The organism is Luedemannella flava (assembly GCF_039528515.1).
Lineage (GTDB): Bacteria > Actinomycetota > Actinomycetes > Mycobacteriales > Micromonosporaceae > Luedemannella > Luedemannella flava.
Window position 1 is genome coordinate 1 of the sequence record NZ_BAAALT010000001.1, and the last position, 15,278, is coordinate 15,278.

Here is a 15,278-nt window from a genome sequence, read left to right on the forward strand (position 1 = left end):
TGCGGCTCGTCGGGACGGGGACGGGGACGTCGTTCATGTGAGCGCTTCCTCCTTGTGCAGGCCTGCGGTGCGGTGCTGTACGACGCGCGACACGAGCTCCCGGTGGCCGGAGGGCGCCCGCCACCGCGTGTCGGCGTCGTACAGCACGGCAGGGCCGGGTCGGAACGGGCACCCGGACCGATCGGTCGATTGCGATCGATGGCGAAAGTGTGGTTGGCGCGCCGTTCGTCTGTCAACGAGTTTCGTAAATGTTTCGATTCCTTTGCTTCCATTAAAGGCTTTTGGAAAAAACGCAAAGACCAGGCTGGGGTGGCGGAACGTCGGCGCCGTCCGTGATCGGCCCGGCCGACTATCGGCCCGGTGCCCGCTATCAGGGCCAATGTGGCCGATAGTTTCGTAAAGCTCGCGACCGAAGAGTCAGCCCGGTCGATGCGATCGTCGAGTCACGGACGAAGGGCGGCCTGGCGGCCCTCCGAGGGCCTCTCATAGAGGTGTCCACAGAGGAGGAACCGATGATGAAACGTGTTCTGGCCGCCACCGTGGCGGTCGCCGTCGTTCTGCTCACCGGCGCGGCCTCGTGCGAACCGGGCGCGAGTGTCGTCGACGGCAGCGCGTCGTTGGAGGAGTCGAACATGCTGGCCCTGGTCAACCAGAAGCGCGCGTTGGTGAACTGCCCGGCGCTGACGCGCGACCAGAAGCTGAGCGACGCCGCCTACCGCCACGCCACCGACATGCGTGACAACAACGTGAAGCAGCACACGGGCAGCGACGGCAGCACCCCCGCGTCCCGTATCGCCGAGGCCGGGTTCACCCCCGCGTCCCGCACCGGCGAGATCATGTACTGGAGCGACGCCGCCAGCGACTACAAGGCGGCGGTGGCGTGGTGGCTGAACAGCCCGCCGCACAAGGAGATCATCGAGAACTGCGCGTTCACCCACGCCGGCTTCGGCGTCCTCTACCCCGACAACGCCAAGTACTACGCGGTCGGCGATTTCGCCGCCCACTGACCCCGCGCTCACCTCAGCGCGAGGATCAGATAGACCACCGCGAAGTAGGTGAACAGCGCGGTCAGCGCCACGTGGCCGAGCCGGAACACCCATCCCGACGGCCACGGCGCCCGGCGGAACGCGGTGGCGTCAACGACGACGCGGGCGAGCCAGTACAGCCCGATGAAGGCGGCAAGCGCGGCGGCCGCACGGTCGCCGCGCACCAGCTCGTCGTGCAACACCAGGGTGAGTAGGCCGAACGCGACGTAGGTGAAGACGACGTAGCCGCCCGCGACCCACACGAAGCGGCGGTTGAAGTCGGTCAGCTTGGCGAGGTCGGTGCGCCAGCCGAGGCGCGCGGGCACCTGGACGCTGACGGCGAGCAGGGTGAAGTGGGCGGCTCCGGCGAGCCACACGGCGAGGTCCATCATGACGCGCTCCAGTGGGTGAAGAGGGGGACGACGAGGCCGTCGCGGAACGGGGTGTGGAACAGCAGCGGCAGCGGCACGAGGACCCAGCCCCAGGTCCACAGGCGGGCGAGCGGCCGGGGCCAGCGGGCGACGCCGAGCCGCGCCTCCGCCCGCACCGCGGCGGCGTGCAGCAGGAAGTACGTGGTCGGTCCGCCGAAGCCCGCCATGACCGGCAGGCTGATGGCGGCCTCGTGCAGCAGCCCCGAGAGCGCGAACAGCGCCACCCCGGCGTGCCGGCCGAACCAGCGCCGGGCGAGCGGCGCGAAGACGACGTGGTTCATCTCGACGAACGCGGTGCTCGACGGCTGGAGCCAGGGCACGAGCCTGTCCGACCTGCTCGGGCTGGAGCACGAACTGTCCGCCGGCAGCTCCGGCGCCGCGACGGAGCCCGTCGAGCTGACCGCCGAGGACTTCGCGGAGCTGTTCCCCGGCGGCGAGGTCGACCTCGACAGCGTGCAACGCGCGATGACGCTCGGCCTGGTCGCCTTCGACGAGGAGACGGGCGCCGTGCGCGTACCCAATCGGGCCTTTCTCACCATCGGGCGGGAGTTGGGCCGGCGCGGGGTGCCGGCGGCCGCGTCGATCGAGGAGTACGAGCGGCTGGCCGGGGACACGCGACGCATCGCGGACCGGTTCGTGGCGCTGTTCGAGCGCCACGTGGCGGGTGATGACGAGGACTTCGACCCCGCCGCCCTGACGGCCGAGATCAGGAAGTTCCGGGAGCTGGCCGCCCTCGCCGTGCAGGACCTGCTGGCCACCGCCCTCGACGAGGCGGCCGCCGACGCGGTGACCCGCCGCACGGACCCCGACCGGGGTCGGTAGGCCGGGTTGTGGATGGAAAGGGACGTTCTGGCACCGCCAACGGCGTCGGCTTGGCTGCTTGGGCGGCCCGCGAGGGGTCGCGGCGTGGCGGGTCGGCCCGGACCCGGTGCGACCGTGACCTCGCCAACCACGCTACGTCCATAACCCCGATCCACCCGGCCATCTGAAGCCGCATCGCGGGACCCGCCGATGTATGGCCAGTAGCGTGCGGAACTCAACGCACGATGACCACACGTCATTGGCCAAACGTCTGCTACTGCCACCCTGCCGCCCGCCCCGACGGGCCGGCGATGCCATTGATCAAGAAAGTTCCGGGTCGTCAGGGGAAGGTGACGACCGAGCGGAGGACCTCGCCGCGGCGCATCTTGGCGAAGGCGTCCTCGACGCCGTCGAGGGGGATGGTCTCGGAGACGAAGGCGTCCAGCGGGAGGCGGCCCTGCAGGTGCAGGCAGATCAGCGTGGGGAAGTCGCGCGACGGCAGGCAGTCGCCGTACCAGGAGGATCTGAGCGCGCCGCCGCGGCCGAACACGTCCAGCAGCGGCAGTTCGAGGGTCATCTCCGGGGACGGCACGCCGACGAGCACGACCGTGCCGGCCAGGTCGCGGGCGTAGAAGGCCTGCCGGTACGTGTCGGGCGTGCCCACGGCGTCGATCACCACGTCGGCGCCGTGGCCGTCGGTGAGCCCGCGCACCGCCTCGACCGGGTCGGCGCCGCCGGCGTTGACCGTGTGGGTCGCGCCCAGGTCGCGGGCCCAGGCGAGCTTCCGGTCGTCGAGGTCGATGCCGATGATGGTGGTGGCGCCGGCCAGCCGGGACGCGGCGATGGCCGCGTTGCCCACGCCGCCGCAACCGATGACCGCGACGCTGTCGCCCCGGGTGACCGCGCCCGTGTTCAGCGCGGCGCCGATGCCGGCCATGACGCCGCAGCCGAGCAGGCCGGCGACGGCCGGCGTGACCGCCGGGTCCACCTTCGTGCACTGGCCGGCGGCGACGAGCGTCTTCTCGGCGAACGCGCCGATGCCCAGCGCCGGCGCCAGGACGGTGCCGTCGGCCAGGGTCATCTTCTGCGTCGCGTTGTGGGTGGCGAAGCAGTACCACGGCCGGCCGCGCCGGCAGGCGCGGCACCGCCCGCACACCGCGCGCCAGTTGAGCACCACGAAGTCGCCGGGGGACAGGTCGGTGACGTCGGTGCCGACGGCCTCGACGACGCCGGCCGCCTCGTGGCCGAGCAGGAACGGGAACTCGTCGTTGATGTGGCCCTCGCGGTAGTGCAGGTCCGTGTGGCACACCCCGCAGGCCGCGACCGTGACCAGCGCCTCGCCCGGGCCCGGGTCGGGCACCAGGACGGTCTCGATGGAGACGGCCCTGCCCTTCGCTCCCGCGACGACCCCGCGAACCTCGTGCACGTGGCGGCTCTCCCCATCCGATGCCATGACTGACTCCCTTCCCGTCAAACGGTTCGGAGCGCGGCCGGATGCGCGACGTCGCCACGATCCGGCACCGTGGGACGCGGTTCCGGGTGGACGTTGGCCTCCAGTGTCGGCGGCCCGGCCGGTCGGATCAACGGCCACCGTCGAGTAGGGCCGAGTCGGCTCCGGCGAGGCGCTCAACGAGCACATCGTCGGTCGACACTGGCCGCCCGCCGCGGTGCGGCTGGCGATGCTGGAGGAGGCGGTGGAGATCATGCGTCGGCTGTGGACCGGCGAGGTGGTCGACCATCGGGGCACGTACTACAGGGTCGAGAACGCGCGGATCTATACGCTGCCGGACCGCCCCCCGCCGGTGTTCGTGTCCGGATTCGGGCCGATGGCCACCGACCTGGCGGCCCGCATCGGCGACGGGTACGTGACCACCGCGCCGGACGCGGAGCTGGTCAAGCGGTTCCGCGACGGCGCCCCCGGCAAGCCGACGATGGCCGGGGCGAAGGGCTGCTGGGCGCCGACCCGGGACGAGGCGGTCGACATCGCGCACCGGCTGTGGGGCACGGCCGGGGTGCCCGGCGAGCTCGCCCGGGTGCTGTCCACGCCGCAACACCGAGCAGGCCACGACGCTGGTGACGAAGGAGATGACGGCCGACGCGCTGCCGTGCGGCCCCGACGCGAAGGCCCACGTCGAGAGCCTGCGCGCGTACGCCGACGCTGGCCTCGACGAGGTGTACGTGGCCAGCGTCGGACCGCACTACCGCGAGTTCATCCAGCTCTACCGGGACGAGGTGCTGCCCGCGCTGGCGTAGCGGTCGCGCTCACGCCTTGGCGGAGGCCAGGCTCATGGGGTCCTTCGGGGCGTGCGGCTTGGCGGCCGTGAGCTCCTCGGCGAGCTCGACGAGGCGCTTGCGGCCCATCGCCTTGCGGACCTCCGGGAACCACTCCTTCTCCTCCTCCTCGACGTGGTGGCGCACGTTCTCGATCAGCACGGTCACCTTGGCGTCGAAGGTCTCGTGGTCGGGGTTGAGGTTCTGCAGCTCGGCCAGCAGCCAGGCCACGACGTGGTGCTCCTCGACGCTCTCCAGGACGTGGTCCTCGGTCTCGGGCACCGCCTCCCGCGCCGCCGGGTAGAAGATCGTCTCTTCGATGAAGGCGTGGGTGGTCAGCTCGGTGATGATCTGGTCGACCAGGCGCCGCTTCGCGGCGGCGGTGGCGGTCTCCTTGGTCTTCTCGAACTCCTTGAACAGCGTGTCGACGGTCTTGTGGTCGTCCTTGAGCAAGACGATGGCGTCCATCGGGAGCCCCTTTCTCGTGCGTCAACCGGCGCTATACCCCGCCCGGGCGTCCTCACACGCCGCGTTACCGATGGCTTTCGCCGGGGTACACCTGCGGCATGCGGTTGCGGCGGGCTGATCCGGGCGGCCCCGGGTACGGCCGGCGGCGGTACGGGCGCGGATTCGTGTACCTGGACGCGGCCGGGCGCCGGCTGACCGACGCCGACGACGTCGCCCGGATCCGGTCGCTCGCGATCCCGCCCGCCTGGGAGCAGGTGTGGATCCGCCCCCACCCGGCCGCCCGACCGGCCACATCCAGGCGATCGGCACCGACACCGCGGGCCGGCGCCAGTACCTGTACCACCCGCGGTGGCGGCAGCGGCGCGACGCCGAGAAGTTCGACCACGTCCTGACCGTCGCCCGCCGCCTACCCTGGATCAGCGCCTACCTGAGGGAGGCCGCCGGCTGCGAGGTCAGCGCCAACGACTTCCGCACCTGGCACGCCACGGTGCTGGCCGCCATGCTGTTCGCCCACGAGGCCGCCGGCGGCTCGCGGACCCGCCGCGAGCGGGTGGCGGCCGCCGTGGTGCGCGGCGTCGCCGGGGAACTGGGCAACACCCCGACGGTCGCCCGGACCTCGTACATCGATCCGCGGGTCGTCGACCCGTTCCTGGCGGGCACGACGATACCGAGACCTACCCGGCGCGCCCTCGCCGCCGCGCCCCCGGCCCCGCGGGCGGTGGAGCGGGCCGTCCTCACCGTGTTGCACCAGCACGGAGCGCACCGGTTCGCGGCGGGACCGGTGGCCTGAGTGGACGGCGTGCCCGGGACCCGTGGGCCGGTAGAGTGTTCGCCATCCGAACACCCACGGGTAAGCCTTTTCCCGGCATCCACGCACCGCCCGGATCCACCCCACCTTTTCCAGGAGCGCCCGCGTGACGTTCATCGATGCCGAACCGCCGGGCACCGCCGAACGCCTGCCGCGCTCGACGGAACGCCGGGAGCTGCGCCGCATCGTGTTCGCCTCGCTCGTCGGCACGGCGCTCGAGTGGTACGACTTCTTCATCTACGGCATGGCCGCGGCGCTCGTCTTCGGCACGCTGTTCTTCCCGGGACACGATCCGACCGTCAGCGGGCTCGCGTCGTTCGCGACGTTCGCGGTGGCGTTCCTGTTCCGCCCGCTCGGCGGGTTCCTCTTCGGGCAGCTCGGGGACCGGATCGGGCGGCGCTCGACGCTGGTCCTGACCACGCTGCTGATGGGCTTCGCGACCGGCGGCATCGGCCTGTTGCCCACCTACGAGACGGTCGGCGCCCTGGCGCCGATCCTGCTCGTGCTGACCCGGGTGCTCCAGGGGCTCGGCGCGGGCGCCGAGTTCGGCGGCGCGTCCATCCTGCTCGCTGAGCACGCGCCGCCGGGCCGCCGGGGTTACTACGCCTCGTTCGTGCAGACCGGCGTCCAGATCGGGCTGCTCACCGGCACGGTGGCCTTCCTCATCGTGGGGCTGGACCGCGACGCCCTGCTGGGCTGGGCCTGGCGGATGCCGTTCCTGGCCAGCTTCCTGCTCGTGTTCGTGTCGCTGTACGTGCGGCTGCGGGTGGCCGAGTCACCGGTGTTCCGGCAGATGGAGCAGCGGCAGCTGGTCGTGCGGCGGCCGGTGCGCGAGACGCTGCGCCACTACCGGGGCAACTTCCTCATCGGCGTCGGCGCGCACATCTGCGACACCGCGGTCGTGTACATCTACAGCACTTTCATGATCACGTACGTGACGCAGCACCTGCATCTGGACCGGACCGTCGCGCTCACCGGGACCATCCTGTTCAGCCTTGTCGTGATCGCGCTGCAACCGGTCTACGGCCGCCTCGCCGACCGCGTCGGCCGGCGCCCGCTGAACATCTTCAGCGCCGCCTTCACCGGGCTGTTCGCCTTTCCACTGTTCATGCTGATCGACACCGGCGAGCCGGTGGTGATCTGGTCGGCCCTGATCGTGGCGACGGCGCTCGGCTTCGCGCCGACCATCGCGGTCCAGCCGGCGTTCTACGCCGAGCTGTTCGGCCCGGGCGTGCGCTACACCGGCTTCGCCGCGTCGCGCGAGATCGGCGCGGCGGTGTCCGGCTTCTCCCCGCTGATCGCGGCGGCGCTGCTGCCCGCCGCAGGTGGCGGGCCGTGGCTGGTCGCCGGGTGGGTGATGCTGACCGCGTCCGTGTCGCTGGTGGCGTTCGTGCTTTCCCGCGAGACCCGCGACGTCGACATCCGCTTCGGCGGCGGCGCCCACCCGGGATTTCAGCTGGGCACGGACGGCGCCCGCCGCGGAGCGGTGCCCGCGAGGTAGTCGGTGATCTCGCTGGTCGTGCCCGGCCGGGCGAAGTGGTACCCCTGCGCCATCGGGCAGTTCATCGCGCGCAGCAGCGCCGCCTGGCGCGGCGTCTCCACGCCCTCGGCGATGGTCGGCACCGCCAGGCTGGTGCCCAGCGCCAGGATCGCGCCGACGAGCGCCGCCTCACGTTCCTCCGTGGAGTCGAGCGCGCCCGTGAAGGTCTGATCGATCTTCAGGATGTCGATGGGCAGCCGGTGCAGGTACGACAGGGACGAGTAGCCGGTGCCGAAGTCGTCGACGGCGATGCGCACGCCGTGGCGGCGCAGCGCGGCGAGGCCGTCGTAGGCGATGTCCTTCGCCGGGCCGGTCGGCCCGACCAGGACCGTCTCGGTGATCTCCAGGATCAGCGCCTGCGGCGGCAGCCCGGCCGTGACCAGGTGGCCGAGCACCGTGTCGGCGAAGTCGGGCAGCACCAGTTGGCGCCCGGACACGTTCACGCTGACCGCCACCTGGTGGCGGTCGAACCACCGCGCGGCCTGCGCGCAGGCGTCCCGCAGCACCTGGTCGCCGATGGCGCTGACCACCCCGATGTCCTCCGCGACCGGGATGAACTGCCCGGGCGGCACGAACCGGCCGTCGGCGCCCCGCCAGCGCAGCAGCGCCTCCAGGGCCACCGGGCGGCCGCAGGCCAGGTCCACGATCGGCTGGTAGAGCACGGTCAGCGCGTCGCCGGCCAGCGCCACCTGCAGGCCGGCGGCGAGCTGCGCGTAGTGCAGCCGGAACTCGCGCATGCCCGGGGAGAACTCGACCACCTGGTTCTTGCCGGCCTCCTTCGCCGCGTAGAGGGCGAGGTCCGCGTCGCGCAGCGCCTCGGCGGGGTCGACCCGCTCCCGGTCGAGCAGCAGCAGCCCGCCGCTCGCGGCCAGGTACACCTGGCGGTCGGCCACCTGGTACGGCCGGCGGATCACCTCGACCATCCGGTCCGCGACGTGCCGGCACAGGTCGGGTCCGGTGTCGGCGAGCAGCAGCGCGAACTCGTCGCCGCCGAGCCGGGCCACTGTGCCGGACTCCCCGATCGCGGCGTGCAGGCGGTCGGCCACCTGCACCAGCACGTCGTCGCCGGCCGGGTGGCCGAGCGTGTCGTTGACGTCCTTGAAGCCGTCGAGGTCGAGCAGGAGCAGGCCGCCGCACCCGTCGGACATGGTGGGCAGCATCCGCTCCAGCCGCTCCATGAGCAGGGCCCGGTTGGCCAGCCCGGTCAGGGGGTCGTGCAGAGCGCGGTGGGTCATCTGGCGTTGCAGCTTCTCCTGCTCGGCCATGGACTGGTGCAGCACGCCGGCCTGCACGACCAACGTCGCGGCCTGCACCTTCAGGTACTGCGCGCGCCGGTCGGCCAGGCGCGCCACCTGGCCCAACTTCACCACCAGCAGCACCAGGAGTACGCCCGTGAGGACGGCCGACCCGATGAGGGTCGGCAGTGCCGTGGCGACCCCGATGTCCCCGGCGAGCCAGACGGCGATGACCGGCATGGCCGGCGCGATGAGGCCCGTCGCGATGAAGATCGCCATGCGCGTCCGGGGCAGTCCCACGTCCGACTGGTCGGCGCCGGCGGCCGCGGGTGCCGGGTAGCCCACCCCGAACGTGGGGTGCAGGGTCGCCGCGGCGAGCAGCAGGCCGCACACCTGCCAGGACAGGTGGATGATCCCGCCCGGCTGGAACCCCACCAGGCCGACGGCCGCGATCCGGGTGGCGCTGGCCAGGTCGGCCACGAGCACGACCCCGCCGGCCGCGGCGAGCAGCGACATCGTCGGCGTCCGCGACGGGCCGCCCTGCAGGATGCGCACCACGCAGCCGAGCGTCACCAGGTCGAGAACGGTGAAGACGATGGCGACCCCGAAGTAGGCGGCCGTGGGCGTGCGGTTGCCGATCGACGGTCCGACCAGGAACGTCCAGCCCACGACGGCGAGGCCGACCGAGACGATGGCGGCGTCCAGGATGTTCTGACCCGGCGGGCGCGCCCGCCGTACCCCGAAGAGCAACAGCAGGCCGACGACGAACAGCGCGTGCCGCGCGGCGATCGCGGTGACCCACGCGAGGACCGGCGGATCGGGGATCAGGTAGATCGCGCCCGACGCGACGCCCAGACCGCAACCGGTCAGCAGCGCCCACCAGCCCGACCGGTGCACGGCGTCCCGGCGGGTTATCGCCACGGTGGCCACACCGAGCGCGACCAGGGCCACCACGACCCACAGCGCCGCCCCAACCCGGAGCGGGAGCGCCTGTCCGGCCAGGACGACAGCGGTTCCCCCGGCGAGGAGGATCAGCCACGGGCGATGGGACGGACCAACACTTCCGAGTGCCATCTGCTTCCTGGGACCGAGGGGTGAATTGACGACGGTGCGCGGCTGGCGGGGTGATGACCGGAACATGTTGCGAGACCGGCACTAACTTAACGTAAGGCCCGCCGCACGCATAGCGGATGGGTCGGTCGGGCGATGGATCATCGGTCAAATCCGGCAGTGGTTTGCCGGCATGGCGGTTTCGCGGTGGACGTGCGGGGTAGTTGCCAGTCGTGGTGGACAAGGACCCGACGGGGGCAGCCGCGGGGCGCAAGGCGGGGTCGCATCCGGAACTGCAGACGGCGCCGCCGCCGGAGGCGGGGCCGGACAGTCCGGCGGGGCTGGACAAGCGTTCGATGTGGGGCGCGATGCGGCGGTCGGTGACCGAGTTCCAGAAGGACAATCTCACCGTCTGGGCGGCGGCGCTCACGTACTACGGCATTCTGTCGATCTTCCCGGGCCTGCTCGTGCTCGTGGCCGTGCTGGGGCTGCTCAGCGACAGCCTGACGAAGGACCTGCTGGACACGGTCGCGCCGGTCGTCCCCGGGCCGGCCCGGGACATCCTCACCGCGGCGCTGACCAACATCCAGTCCGGCGGCGGCAAGGCCGGCCTCGCCGCGGTCGTGGGTCTGCTCATCGGGATCTGGTCCGCGTCGGGGTACGTGGCCGGCTTCATGCAGGCCTCCAACGCGATCTACGACGTGCCGGAGGGGCGCCCGATCTGGAAGAAGCTGCCGGTGCGGCTCGGCATCACGATCGTCACCGGCATCCTGCTCGTCGCCAGCGTCCTCATCGTCGTGGTCAGCGGACAGCTGGCCGAGCAGATCGGCGCGGCGCTGGACGCCTCGGGCACGACGGTCGCCGTCTGGAACGTCGTGAAGTGGTTCCTGCTGGTGATCCTGGTCAGCCTCATGTTCGCGATCCTCTACTGGGCCGCGCCGAACGTGCGCCACGGCGGGTTCGCGTGGGTCACGCCGGGGGGCGTGGTCGCGGTTGTCCTGTGGGTGCTCTCCTCGGTCGTCTTCGGCGTGTACGCGACGAACTTCGCCTCCTACAACAAGACGTACGGGGCGCTGGGCAGCGTGATCGTCTTCCTCGTCTGGATGTGGCTGTCGAACCTCGCGATCCTCTACGGCGCCGAGCTCAACGCCGAACTGGAGCGTCAGCGCGCCATCGCCGCGGGCCAGCCGCCCGCCGAGGAGCCGTACGTGCGGTTGCGGGACACCAGCAAGGTCAAGGAAGACCAGACCAGCGACCTGCGCTGACCGCCACCCTCAGCACAGCGTGAGCCGCGCGCGCTCCGCGCCGTGCTCGGCCCGGAGCACCGCCTCGTGATCGCGTACGTGCAGGCCGTCCGCGGTGATGGCGTCCCAGCCGCGCGGCAGCGTCACCGGCCGGCGGGGCCAGCCCTTCGGGTCGCCACCGTCGAGCGTCAGGCCCGTCAGGCCGTACAGGCAGGCGGTCAGGAAGCCGCCGAGGTTGGCCGAGAACGGGCCGGCCCTGGTCTGGTCGGGGAACACCGCCGGGTCGTACTCCAGGGTGGTCAGGTACGGGTCGACGACGAACCGGGCGTACCCCCGCTCGAACATCTCCAGCGCCAGGTCCCGGTCGCCGGTGCGGGCGGCGTAGACGCCCAGCAGCGCGGACAGCATCGGCGAGCCCAGGTACGAGTCGGCCTGGTCCAGGTAGAAGGCGAACGTGCGCCGCTCGGTCTCGGGGTCGGTCTCGAAGCCGGCCGGGAACAGCCCGGCCGGGGCCTCCGGGGTGCCCGCCTTGCCCTCGCCGCGGTCGTAGCCGTCGTTGTTGAGGATGACGCCGGTGTCCGGGTCGGTCGCCAGGACCATGTCCACCGCGGCCTTCTCCCACGCCTCCACCCGCCCCCGGCCCAGCGAGCGGCCGAGGGTGGCCGCCTCCCGCAGCGCCACCGCGGCCGACATGTTGACAAAGGCGTTGTTGTCGACCATCCCCTCGATCTCGGCGATCCCGTTCACGCCGAGGATCTCGCAGCCGCGCGCCGTCCGGACCAGCCGGCTGGAGATCCACTCCGCGACGCCGTTGAGGACCGGCCACGCGTGCGTGGCGGCGAAGTCGCGGTCGCCCGTGGCGTGCACGTACCGCGCGAACGCCAGCGCGACGCCCATGCCGACGTGGTGCTCCTTGTCCGGCGCCGGGGCGTCCAGCGGCGAGGCCTCCTGCCCGAGGCGCATGCTGGACTCCCACGGGAAGTGCAGCCCCCGGAAACCCGCCATCGCCGCGTTCGCGCGCGCGCCGTCCAGTCGGAGCGACCGGTAGTTGAGCAGGGTGCACGCCGCCTCCGGGTGGGTGAGCAGCAACGGCGGGACCACGAACGTCTCGATGTCCCACATGACGTGGCCCCGGTAGTAGTGGTAGTCCGGCCAGTACGCCATGCCGAACAGGCAGGTGCTCGCCGGGGAGGACCGGTGCACGGAGGTGTGCAGGTAGAAGTACGCCGCGTCGGCCATCGCCTGCCACCGGGCGGGCGCGCCCGCCAGCACGATCCGCCCGCGCCACAGCTCCCGCCACGCCTGCGCGTTCTGTCGGCGCAGCTCGTCGAAGCCCCGCTCCACGGCCGCGTTCACCAGGCGTACGGCCTGCAGGTGCGGCTGGTCGTGCAGGACGTCGGGCACCAGGCTGGTCAGCTGCCGCAGCCGGTAGGGCCGGCCCGGCTCGGCACGGAACGTGTAGCTGGTGCTCAGCGGTGCCACGCCGCTGAGGTCGAACGTCCGCTCGGCGTCGCGCGCGCCGGCCAGTTCGCTCACGTAGGCCGCGCCGCACGAGCTGGTCCCGCCGTGGCTCAGCCAGCGCAGCAGCCCGTCGACCGCGAACCGGTCGGTCATCCGGTCGCCCCAGGCGCCGGGGACGCGCCCGGTGTCGACGGCGGCCGAGAGCATCAGGTCGCACGCGCGGTCGACGCGTACGACGATCTCCTGAAGGACGACCGTCGGCAGGGTGCGGCTGCAGAACGTCAGGACGTCGATCTCGGCGCGCGCCTCGGTGCCCTCGAACGACAGGCGGGTGTGCAGCTCGCCGGTCGCGAAGTCGTAGCGCTGCTCGCGCAGGGTGGCCCGCTCGGGCGCGCCGGACAGGGCGACCCTGCCGATGCGCACGTCGCCGGCGACCGGGTACGGCGCCCGGGCGAAGGAGCGCACGAGGTTCGTCGGGTCCAGCCCTTCGAAGCCGCTGACGATCGCGACGCCGCGCAGGTGCGGCACCGGGCCGACCCGCAGGCCGAGCAGCCCGTTCGCCAGGTAGGCGGGCAGGTACTCCGGCCGCCAGGTGGTGACCGGGTCGGGACTCATGGGGGAGCTCATGGCGTCACCGTCCAATCCGTCGTCGCCTCGCGCAGGTGCGTGTGGCGCGTGCCGTCGGGGTCGTGCAGCCGGATCTCCACCCGCCGGGGCGGGACGGCGAACCGTCCCGACCGCCGGGCGGTCAGCGTGCCGTCGCGGTAGGCGTAGCGGGTCCGGGCCCACGCGCCGCGCGTGTAGGCAAGGGAGGTCCCGTCGTCCTCGTAGAGCTCGCCGTCGGCGCGCCCGGACTTGTCCGGGTAGATGTCGAGCGTGAGCGGGTCCAGGGGCAGCTCGTCCGTGTGCTGGCCCACCGGGCCGGAGGCGATGACCCCGCCGCCACGGGCGAACAGCGGCAGGCCCTCCGTCAGGACGGCGCTGACGAGCGCCGCGCGTCCGCCCGCGTGTACCTCGCCCGACCGGGTGTCGTGCCAGGTGCCGGCCGGGAAGTAGACCGCGCGGGCGGTCACGCCGGGGCGCAGCACCGGGGCGACCATCAGGTCGCGCCCCAGCAGCGCCTGGTCGGCGCGCAGCCGCGCGAGCGGGTCGGCCGGGTAGTGGTAGAGCAGTGGCCGCAGGACGGGAGCGCCGGTCTGCGCCGCGTCCGCCAGCAGCGTGTACAGGTGCGGCAGGAGGCGGTAGCGCTGCCGCACGGCCGCCCGGCACGCGTCGAGGATCTCCGGTCCCCAGACCCACGGCTCCTGGTCGGCGTGCCCGCGCGCGCAGTGGTTGCGGGCAAGGGGATAGCAGCAGCCCAGCTGGAACCAGCGGGCCAGCAGCTCCGGCCCGCAGTCGCCGAAGAAGCCGCCGATGTCCGCGCCGGCGAACGCCACCCCGGACAGGCCCAGGTTCATCAGCTGCGGCAGCGACATCTCCAGGTGCTCCCAGTGGCTGCCGTTGTCGCCCGTCCACACGGCGGCGTAGCGCTGGATGCCGGCCCCGCCCGCCCGGGTCAGCCGCAGGATCCGCTCGTCGGGTCGCGCCTGCAGCAGCGCCGCGTCCGTGGCCGCGTTCTCCAGCAGGGCGTACACGTTGTGCACCTCGGCGTGGGTGGCGTCCTCGTCGTGCGGGGTGTCCGGGGGCGGTTCCACGCGGCCGCTGTCCGGATGGTCCATGGGCAGATCGTGCATGGCCGGCTCGTTCATGTCGTTGACCACGCCGCGCATGCCCCGGTCCAGCAGGGTCGCGTACCAACCGCCCCACCACTGGCGCACCGCCGCGCTGGCGAAGTCGGGGAACGCGCACAACCCCGGCCAGACGTGCCGCAGCAGCAGGTCCCCGCCCTCGGTCAGGAAATAACCCTTGCGGTGGCCCTCGTCGAACACGTCGTAGCCGGCGTCGGGCTCGCGGCTCACGCCCACGTCCACGACGGCCGCCAGCTTGAACCCCTCCGCACCGAGCTCGGCGGCCAGGCCGGCCGGGTCCGGGAACCGCTCGGGGTCCCAGGTGAACGTGCGGTACCGGTCCTGGTGGTCGATGTCGAGGTAGAGCACGTCGGCGGGCACCCCGTGGCGGCGCAGGTCGGCGGCCACCGAGCGGATCCGGTCCGCCGAGGCGTAGCCCCAGCGGGCCTGCTGGTAGCCGAGTGCCCAGCGGGGCGGCAGCGGCATCCGGCCGGTCAGCGCGGTGAACCGGCCCACCACGTCGGCCGGGTCGGGGCCGGCCAGCACGTACCAGTCCAGCTCGCCGCCGTCGACCGACATGACGAGCCGCTGGTCGCGCTCCGCGGTCAGGTCCATCGCGCTGCGGTACGTGTTGTGCAGGTACACGCCGTGGCAGCGGCCGGAGGCCGCCACGGCCAGGTAGCACGGGATCGCCTGGTACAGCTCGTCCACGCCGGGGCCCTGGAACTCGTAGCGGTCGGTGCACCAGCAGGTCAGCCGGCGCCCGCGCTGGTCGAGCAGGCCGGTGCGCTCGCCGAAGCCGACATAGTTCTCGTCGCGCGGCATGTGCCGCGTCCAGGTGGCCCCGCCGCCGGCGCGCCAGGCCGGGCCGCCGTCCGGGCCGTCGGTGAGCAGGACGGTGCCGTCGCGGTCGCGTACGGTGACCCGGGCGCCGGCGCGTGCCGCGTGGACGGTCAACCGGCCGGAGCTGACGCGCACGCCGTCGGCGTCCGCGTCGACGGTGACCGGCACCGGGTCGAACGCGTCGTCCGGCGGGGTCGCCGACCACGGCCGTCGGGGCGCGAACGCGCCGGTAGGCGCCAGCCGGATCCGGGCGATGCCGTCCGCCAGGTGCGTCACGGAGAGCACCGGGCCGTCGTACTCGACCAGAACCGCGCGGCCCGCGTGTCGCCAGCGGCGAAGCGGCCCGGGTCGCAGCTCGCGGTCACCGGACACGG

12 protein-coding genes and 2 pseudogenes are annotated in these 15,278 nt (G+C 72.5%); 7 read left to right on the forward strand and 7 right to left on the reverse strand.

Annotated features, from left to right (window positions below; all coding sequences use genetic code 11):
• Window positions 1–512 precede the first annotated feature (512 nt).
• Window positions 513–1,007 (forward strand): CAP domain-containing protein, encoded by a 495-nt coding sequence (locus ABD211_RS00005; RefSeq protein ID WP_344124902.1) that lies wholly within the window; start codon window positions 513–515, stop codon window positions 1,005–1,007.
• A gap of 8 nt (window positions 1,008–1,015) precedes the next feature.
• On the opposite strand, the gene ABD211_RS00010 is transcribed toward ABD211_RS00005, so the two are convergent.
• Window positions 1,016–1,417, reverse strand: coding sequence for a hypothetical protein (locus ABD211_RS00010; RefSeq protein ID WP_344124903.1), 402 nt, complete (start codon window positions 1,415–1,417; stop codon window positions 1,016–1,018).
• Window positions 1,414–1,776: a hypothetical protein gene (locus ABD211_RS00015; RefSeq protein WP_344124904.1), complete on the reverse strand. Its 363-nt coding sequence runs from the start codon at window positions 1,774–1,776 to the stop codon at window positions 1,414–1,416. Before ABD211_RS00015 ends, ABD211_RS00010 begins: the two co-directional genes overlap by 4 nt.
• Here ABD211_RS00015 and ABD211_RS00020 point away from each other — a divergent pair.
• On the forward strand, window positions 1,751–2,278 hold the full coding sequence (locus ABD211_RS00020; RefSeq protein ID WP_344124905.1) for a MerR family transcriptional regulator: 528 nt from the start codon (window positions 1,751–1,753) through the stop codon (window positions 2,276–2,278). The two genes, ABD211_RS00015 and ABD211_RS00020, sit on opposite strands and share 26 nt — an antisense overlap.
• Window positions 2,279–2,597: 319 nt before the next feature.
• Here the strand turns inward: ABD211_RS00020 and ABD211_RS00025 are convergent, their stop codons facing one another.
• Window positions 2,598–3,710, reverse strand: coding sequence for an S-(hydroxymethyl)mycothiol dehydrogenase (locus ABD211_RS00025; protein WP_344124906.1), 1,113 nt, complete (start codon window positions 3,708–3,710; stop codon window positions 2,598–2,600).
• Window positions 3,711–3,924: 214 nt separating this feature from the next.
• Here ABD211_RS00025 and ABD211_RS33815 point away from each other — a divergent pair.
• Together ABD211_RS33815 and ABD211_RS00035 are read left to right on the forward strand one after the other, a co-directional pair.
• A pseudogene (locus tag ABD211_RS33815) lies at window positions 3,925–4,263 on the forward strand (LLM class flavin-dependent oxidoreductase); the annotation flags it as partial.
• A gap of 67 nt (window positions 4,264–4,330) precedes the next feature.
• A complete protein-coding gene (locus ABD211_RS00035) occupies window positions 4,331–4,510 on the forward strand; it encodes a hypothetical protein (RefSeq protein WP_344124908.1) in 180 nt (59 codons plus the stop codon).
• 9 nt (window positions 4,511–4,519) lie between these two features.
• On the opposite strand, the gene ABD211_RS00040 is transcribed toward ABD211_RS00035, so the two are convergent.
• Entirely contained in the window at window positions 4,520–4,996 is a 477-nt protein-coding gene (locus ABD211_RS00040) for a hemerythrin domain-containing protein (RefSeq protein ID WP_344124909.1), read from the reverse strand.
• A 98-nt stretch (window positions 4,997–5,094) separates the two neighbouring features.
• Between ABD211_RS00040 and ABD211_RS00045 the strand changes: the two are divergent.
• Window positions 5,095–5,786: pseudogene (locus ABD211_RS00045) on the forward strand (hypothetical protein).
• Window positions 5,787–5,910: 124 nt separating this feature from the next.
• Window positions 5,911–7,305 (forward strand): MFS transporter, encoded by a 1,395-nt coding sequence (locus ABD211_RS00050; protein WP_344124910.1) that lies wholly within the window; start codon window positions 5,911–5,913, stop codon window positions 7,303–7,305.
• On the opposite strand, the gene ABD211_RS00055 is transcribed toward ABD211_RS00050, so the two are convergent.
• Entirely contained in the window at window positions 7,257–9,653 is a 2,397-nt protein-coding gene (locus tag ABD211_RS00055; RefSeq protein WP_344124911.1) for a putative bifunctional diguanylate cyclase/phosphodiesterase, read from the reverse strand. The two genes, ABD211_RS00050 and ABD211_RS00055, sit on opposite strands and share 49 nt — an antisense overlap.
• Before the next feature lie 209 nt (window positions 9,654–9,862).
• Between ABD211_RS00055 and ABD211_RS00060 the strand changes: the two genes are divergently transcribed.
• Complete coding sequence (locus ABD211_RS00060; RefSeq protein ID WP_344124958.1) at window positions 9,863–10,894, forward strand: YihY/virulence factor BrkB family protein; 1,032 nt, start codon at window positions 9,863–9,865, stop codon at window positions 10,892–10,894.
• Window positions 10,895–10,903: 9 nt separating this feature from the next.
• Here ABD211_RS00060 and ABD211_RS00065 read toward each other — a convergent pair whose 3' ends face one another.
• Together ABD211_RS00065 and ABD211_RS00070 are read right to left on the reverse strand one after the other, a co-directional pair.
• On the reverse strand, window positions 10,904–12,961 hold the full coding sequence (locus ABD211_RS00065; protein ID WP_344124912.1) for a glycoside hydrolase family 65 protein: 2,058 nt from the start codon (window positions 12,959–12,961) through the stop codon (window positions 10,904–10,906).
• Window positions 12,958–15,276, reverse strand: coding sequence for a glycoside hydrolase family 31 protein (locus ABD211_RS00070; RefSeq protein WP_344124913.1), 2,319 nt, complete (start codon window positions 15,274–15,276; stop codon window positions 12,958–12,960). The genes ABD211_RS00065 and ABD211_RS00070 overlap by 4 nt, the downstream gene beginning before the upstream one ends.
• Window positions 15,277–15,278: the final 2 nt, after the last annotated feature.

What these genes read in the sequence shown, in the direction of transcription:
- ABD211_RS00055 (WP_344124911.1), bottom strand. Translation starts at nt 9,653, where the DNA reads ATGGCACTCGGAAGTGTTGGTCCGTCCCATCGCCCGTGGCTGATCCTC.
- ABD211_RS00010 (WP_344124903.1), bottom strand. Translation starts at nt 1,417, where the DNA reads ATGATGGACCTCGCCGTGTGGCTCGCCGGAGCCGCCCACTTCACCCTG.
- ABD211_RS00005 (WP_344124902.1), top strand. Translation starts at nt 513, where the DNA reads ATGATGAAACGTGTTCTGGCCGCCACCGTGGCGGTCGCCGTCGTTCTG.
- ABD211_RS00025 (WP_344124906.1), bottom strand. Translation starts at nt 3,710, where the DNA reads ATGGCATCGGATGGGGAGAGCCGCCACGTGCACGAGGTTCGCGGGGTC.
- ABD211_RS00040 (WP_344124909.1), bottom strand. Translation starts at nt 4,996, where the DNA reads ATGGACGCCATCGTCTTGCTCAAGGACGACCACAAGACCGTCGACACG.
- ABD211_RS00065 (WP_344124912.1), bottom strand. Translation starts at nt 12,961, where the DNA reads ATGAGCTCCCCCATGAGTCCCGACCCGGTCACCACCTGGCGGCCGGAG.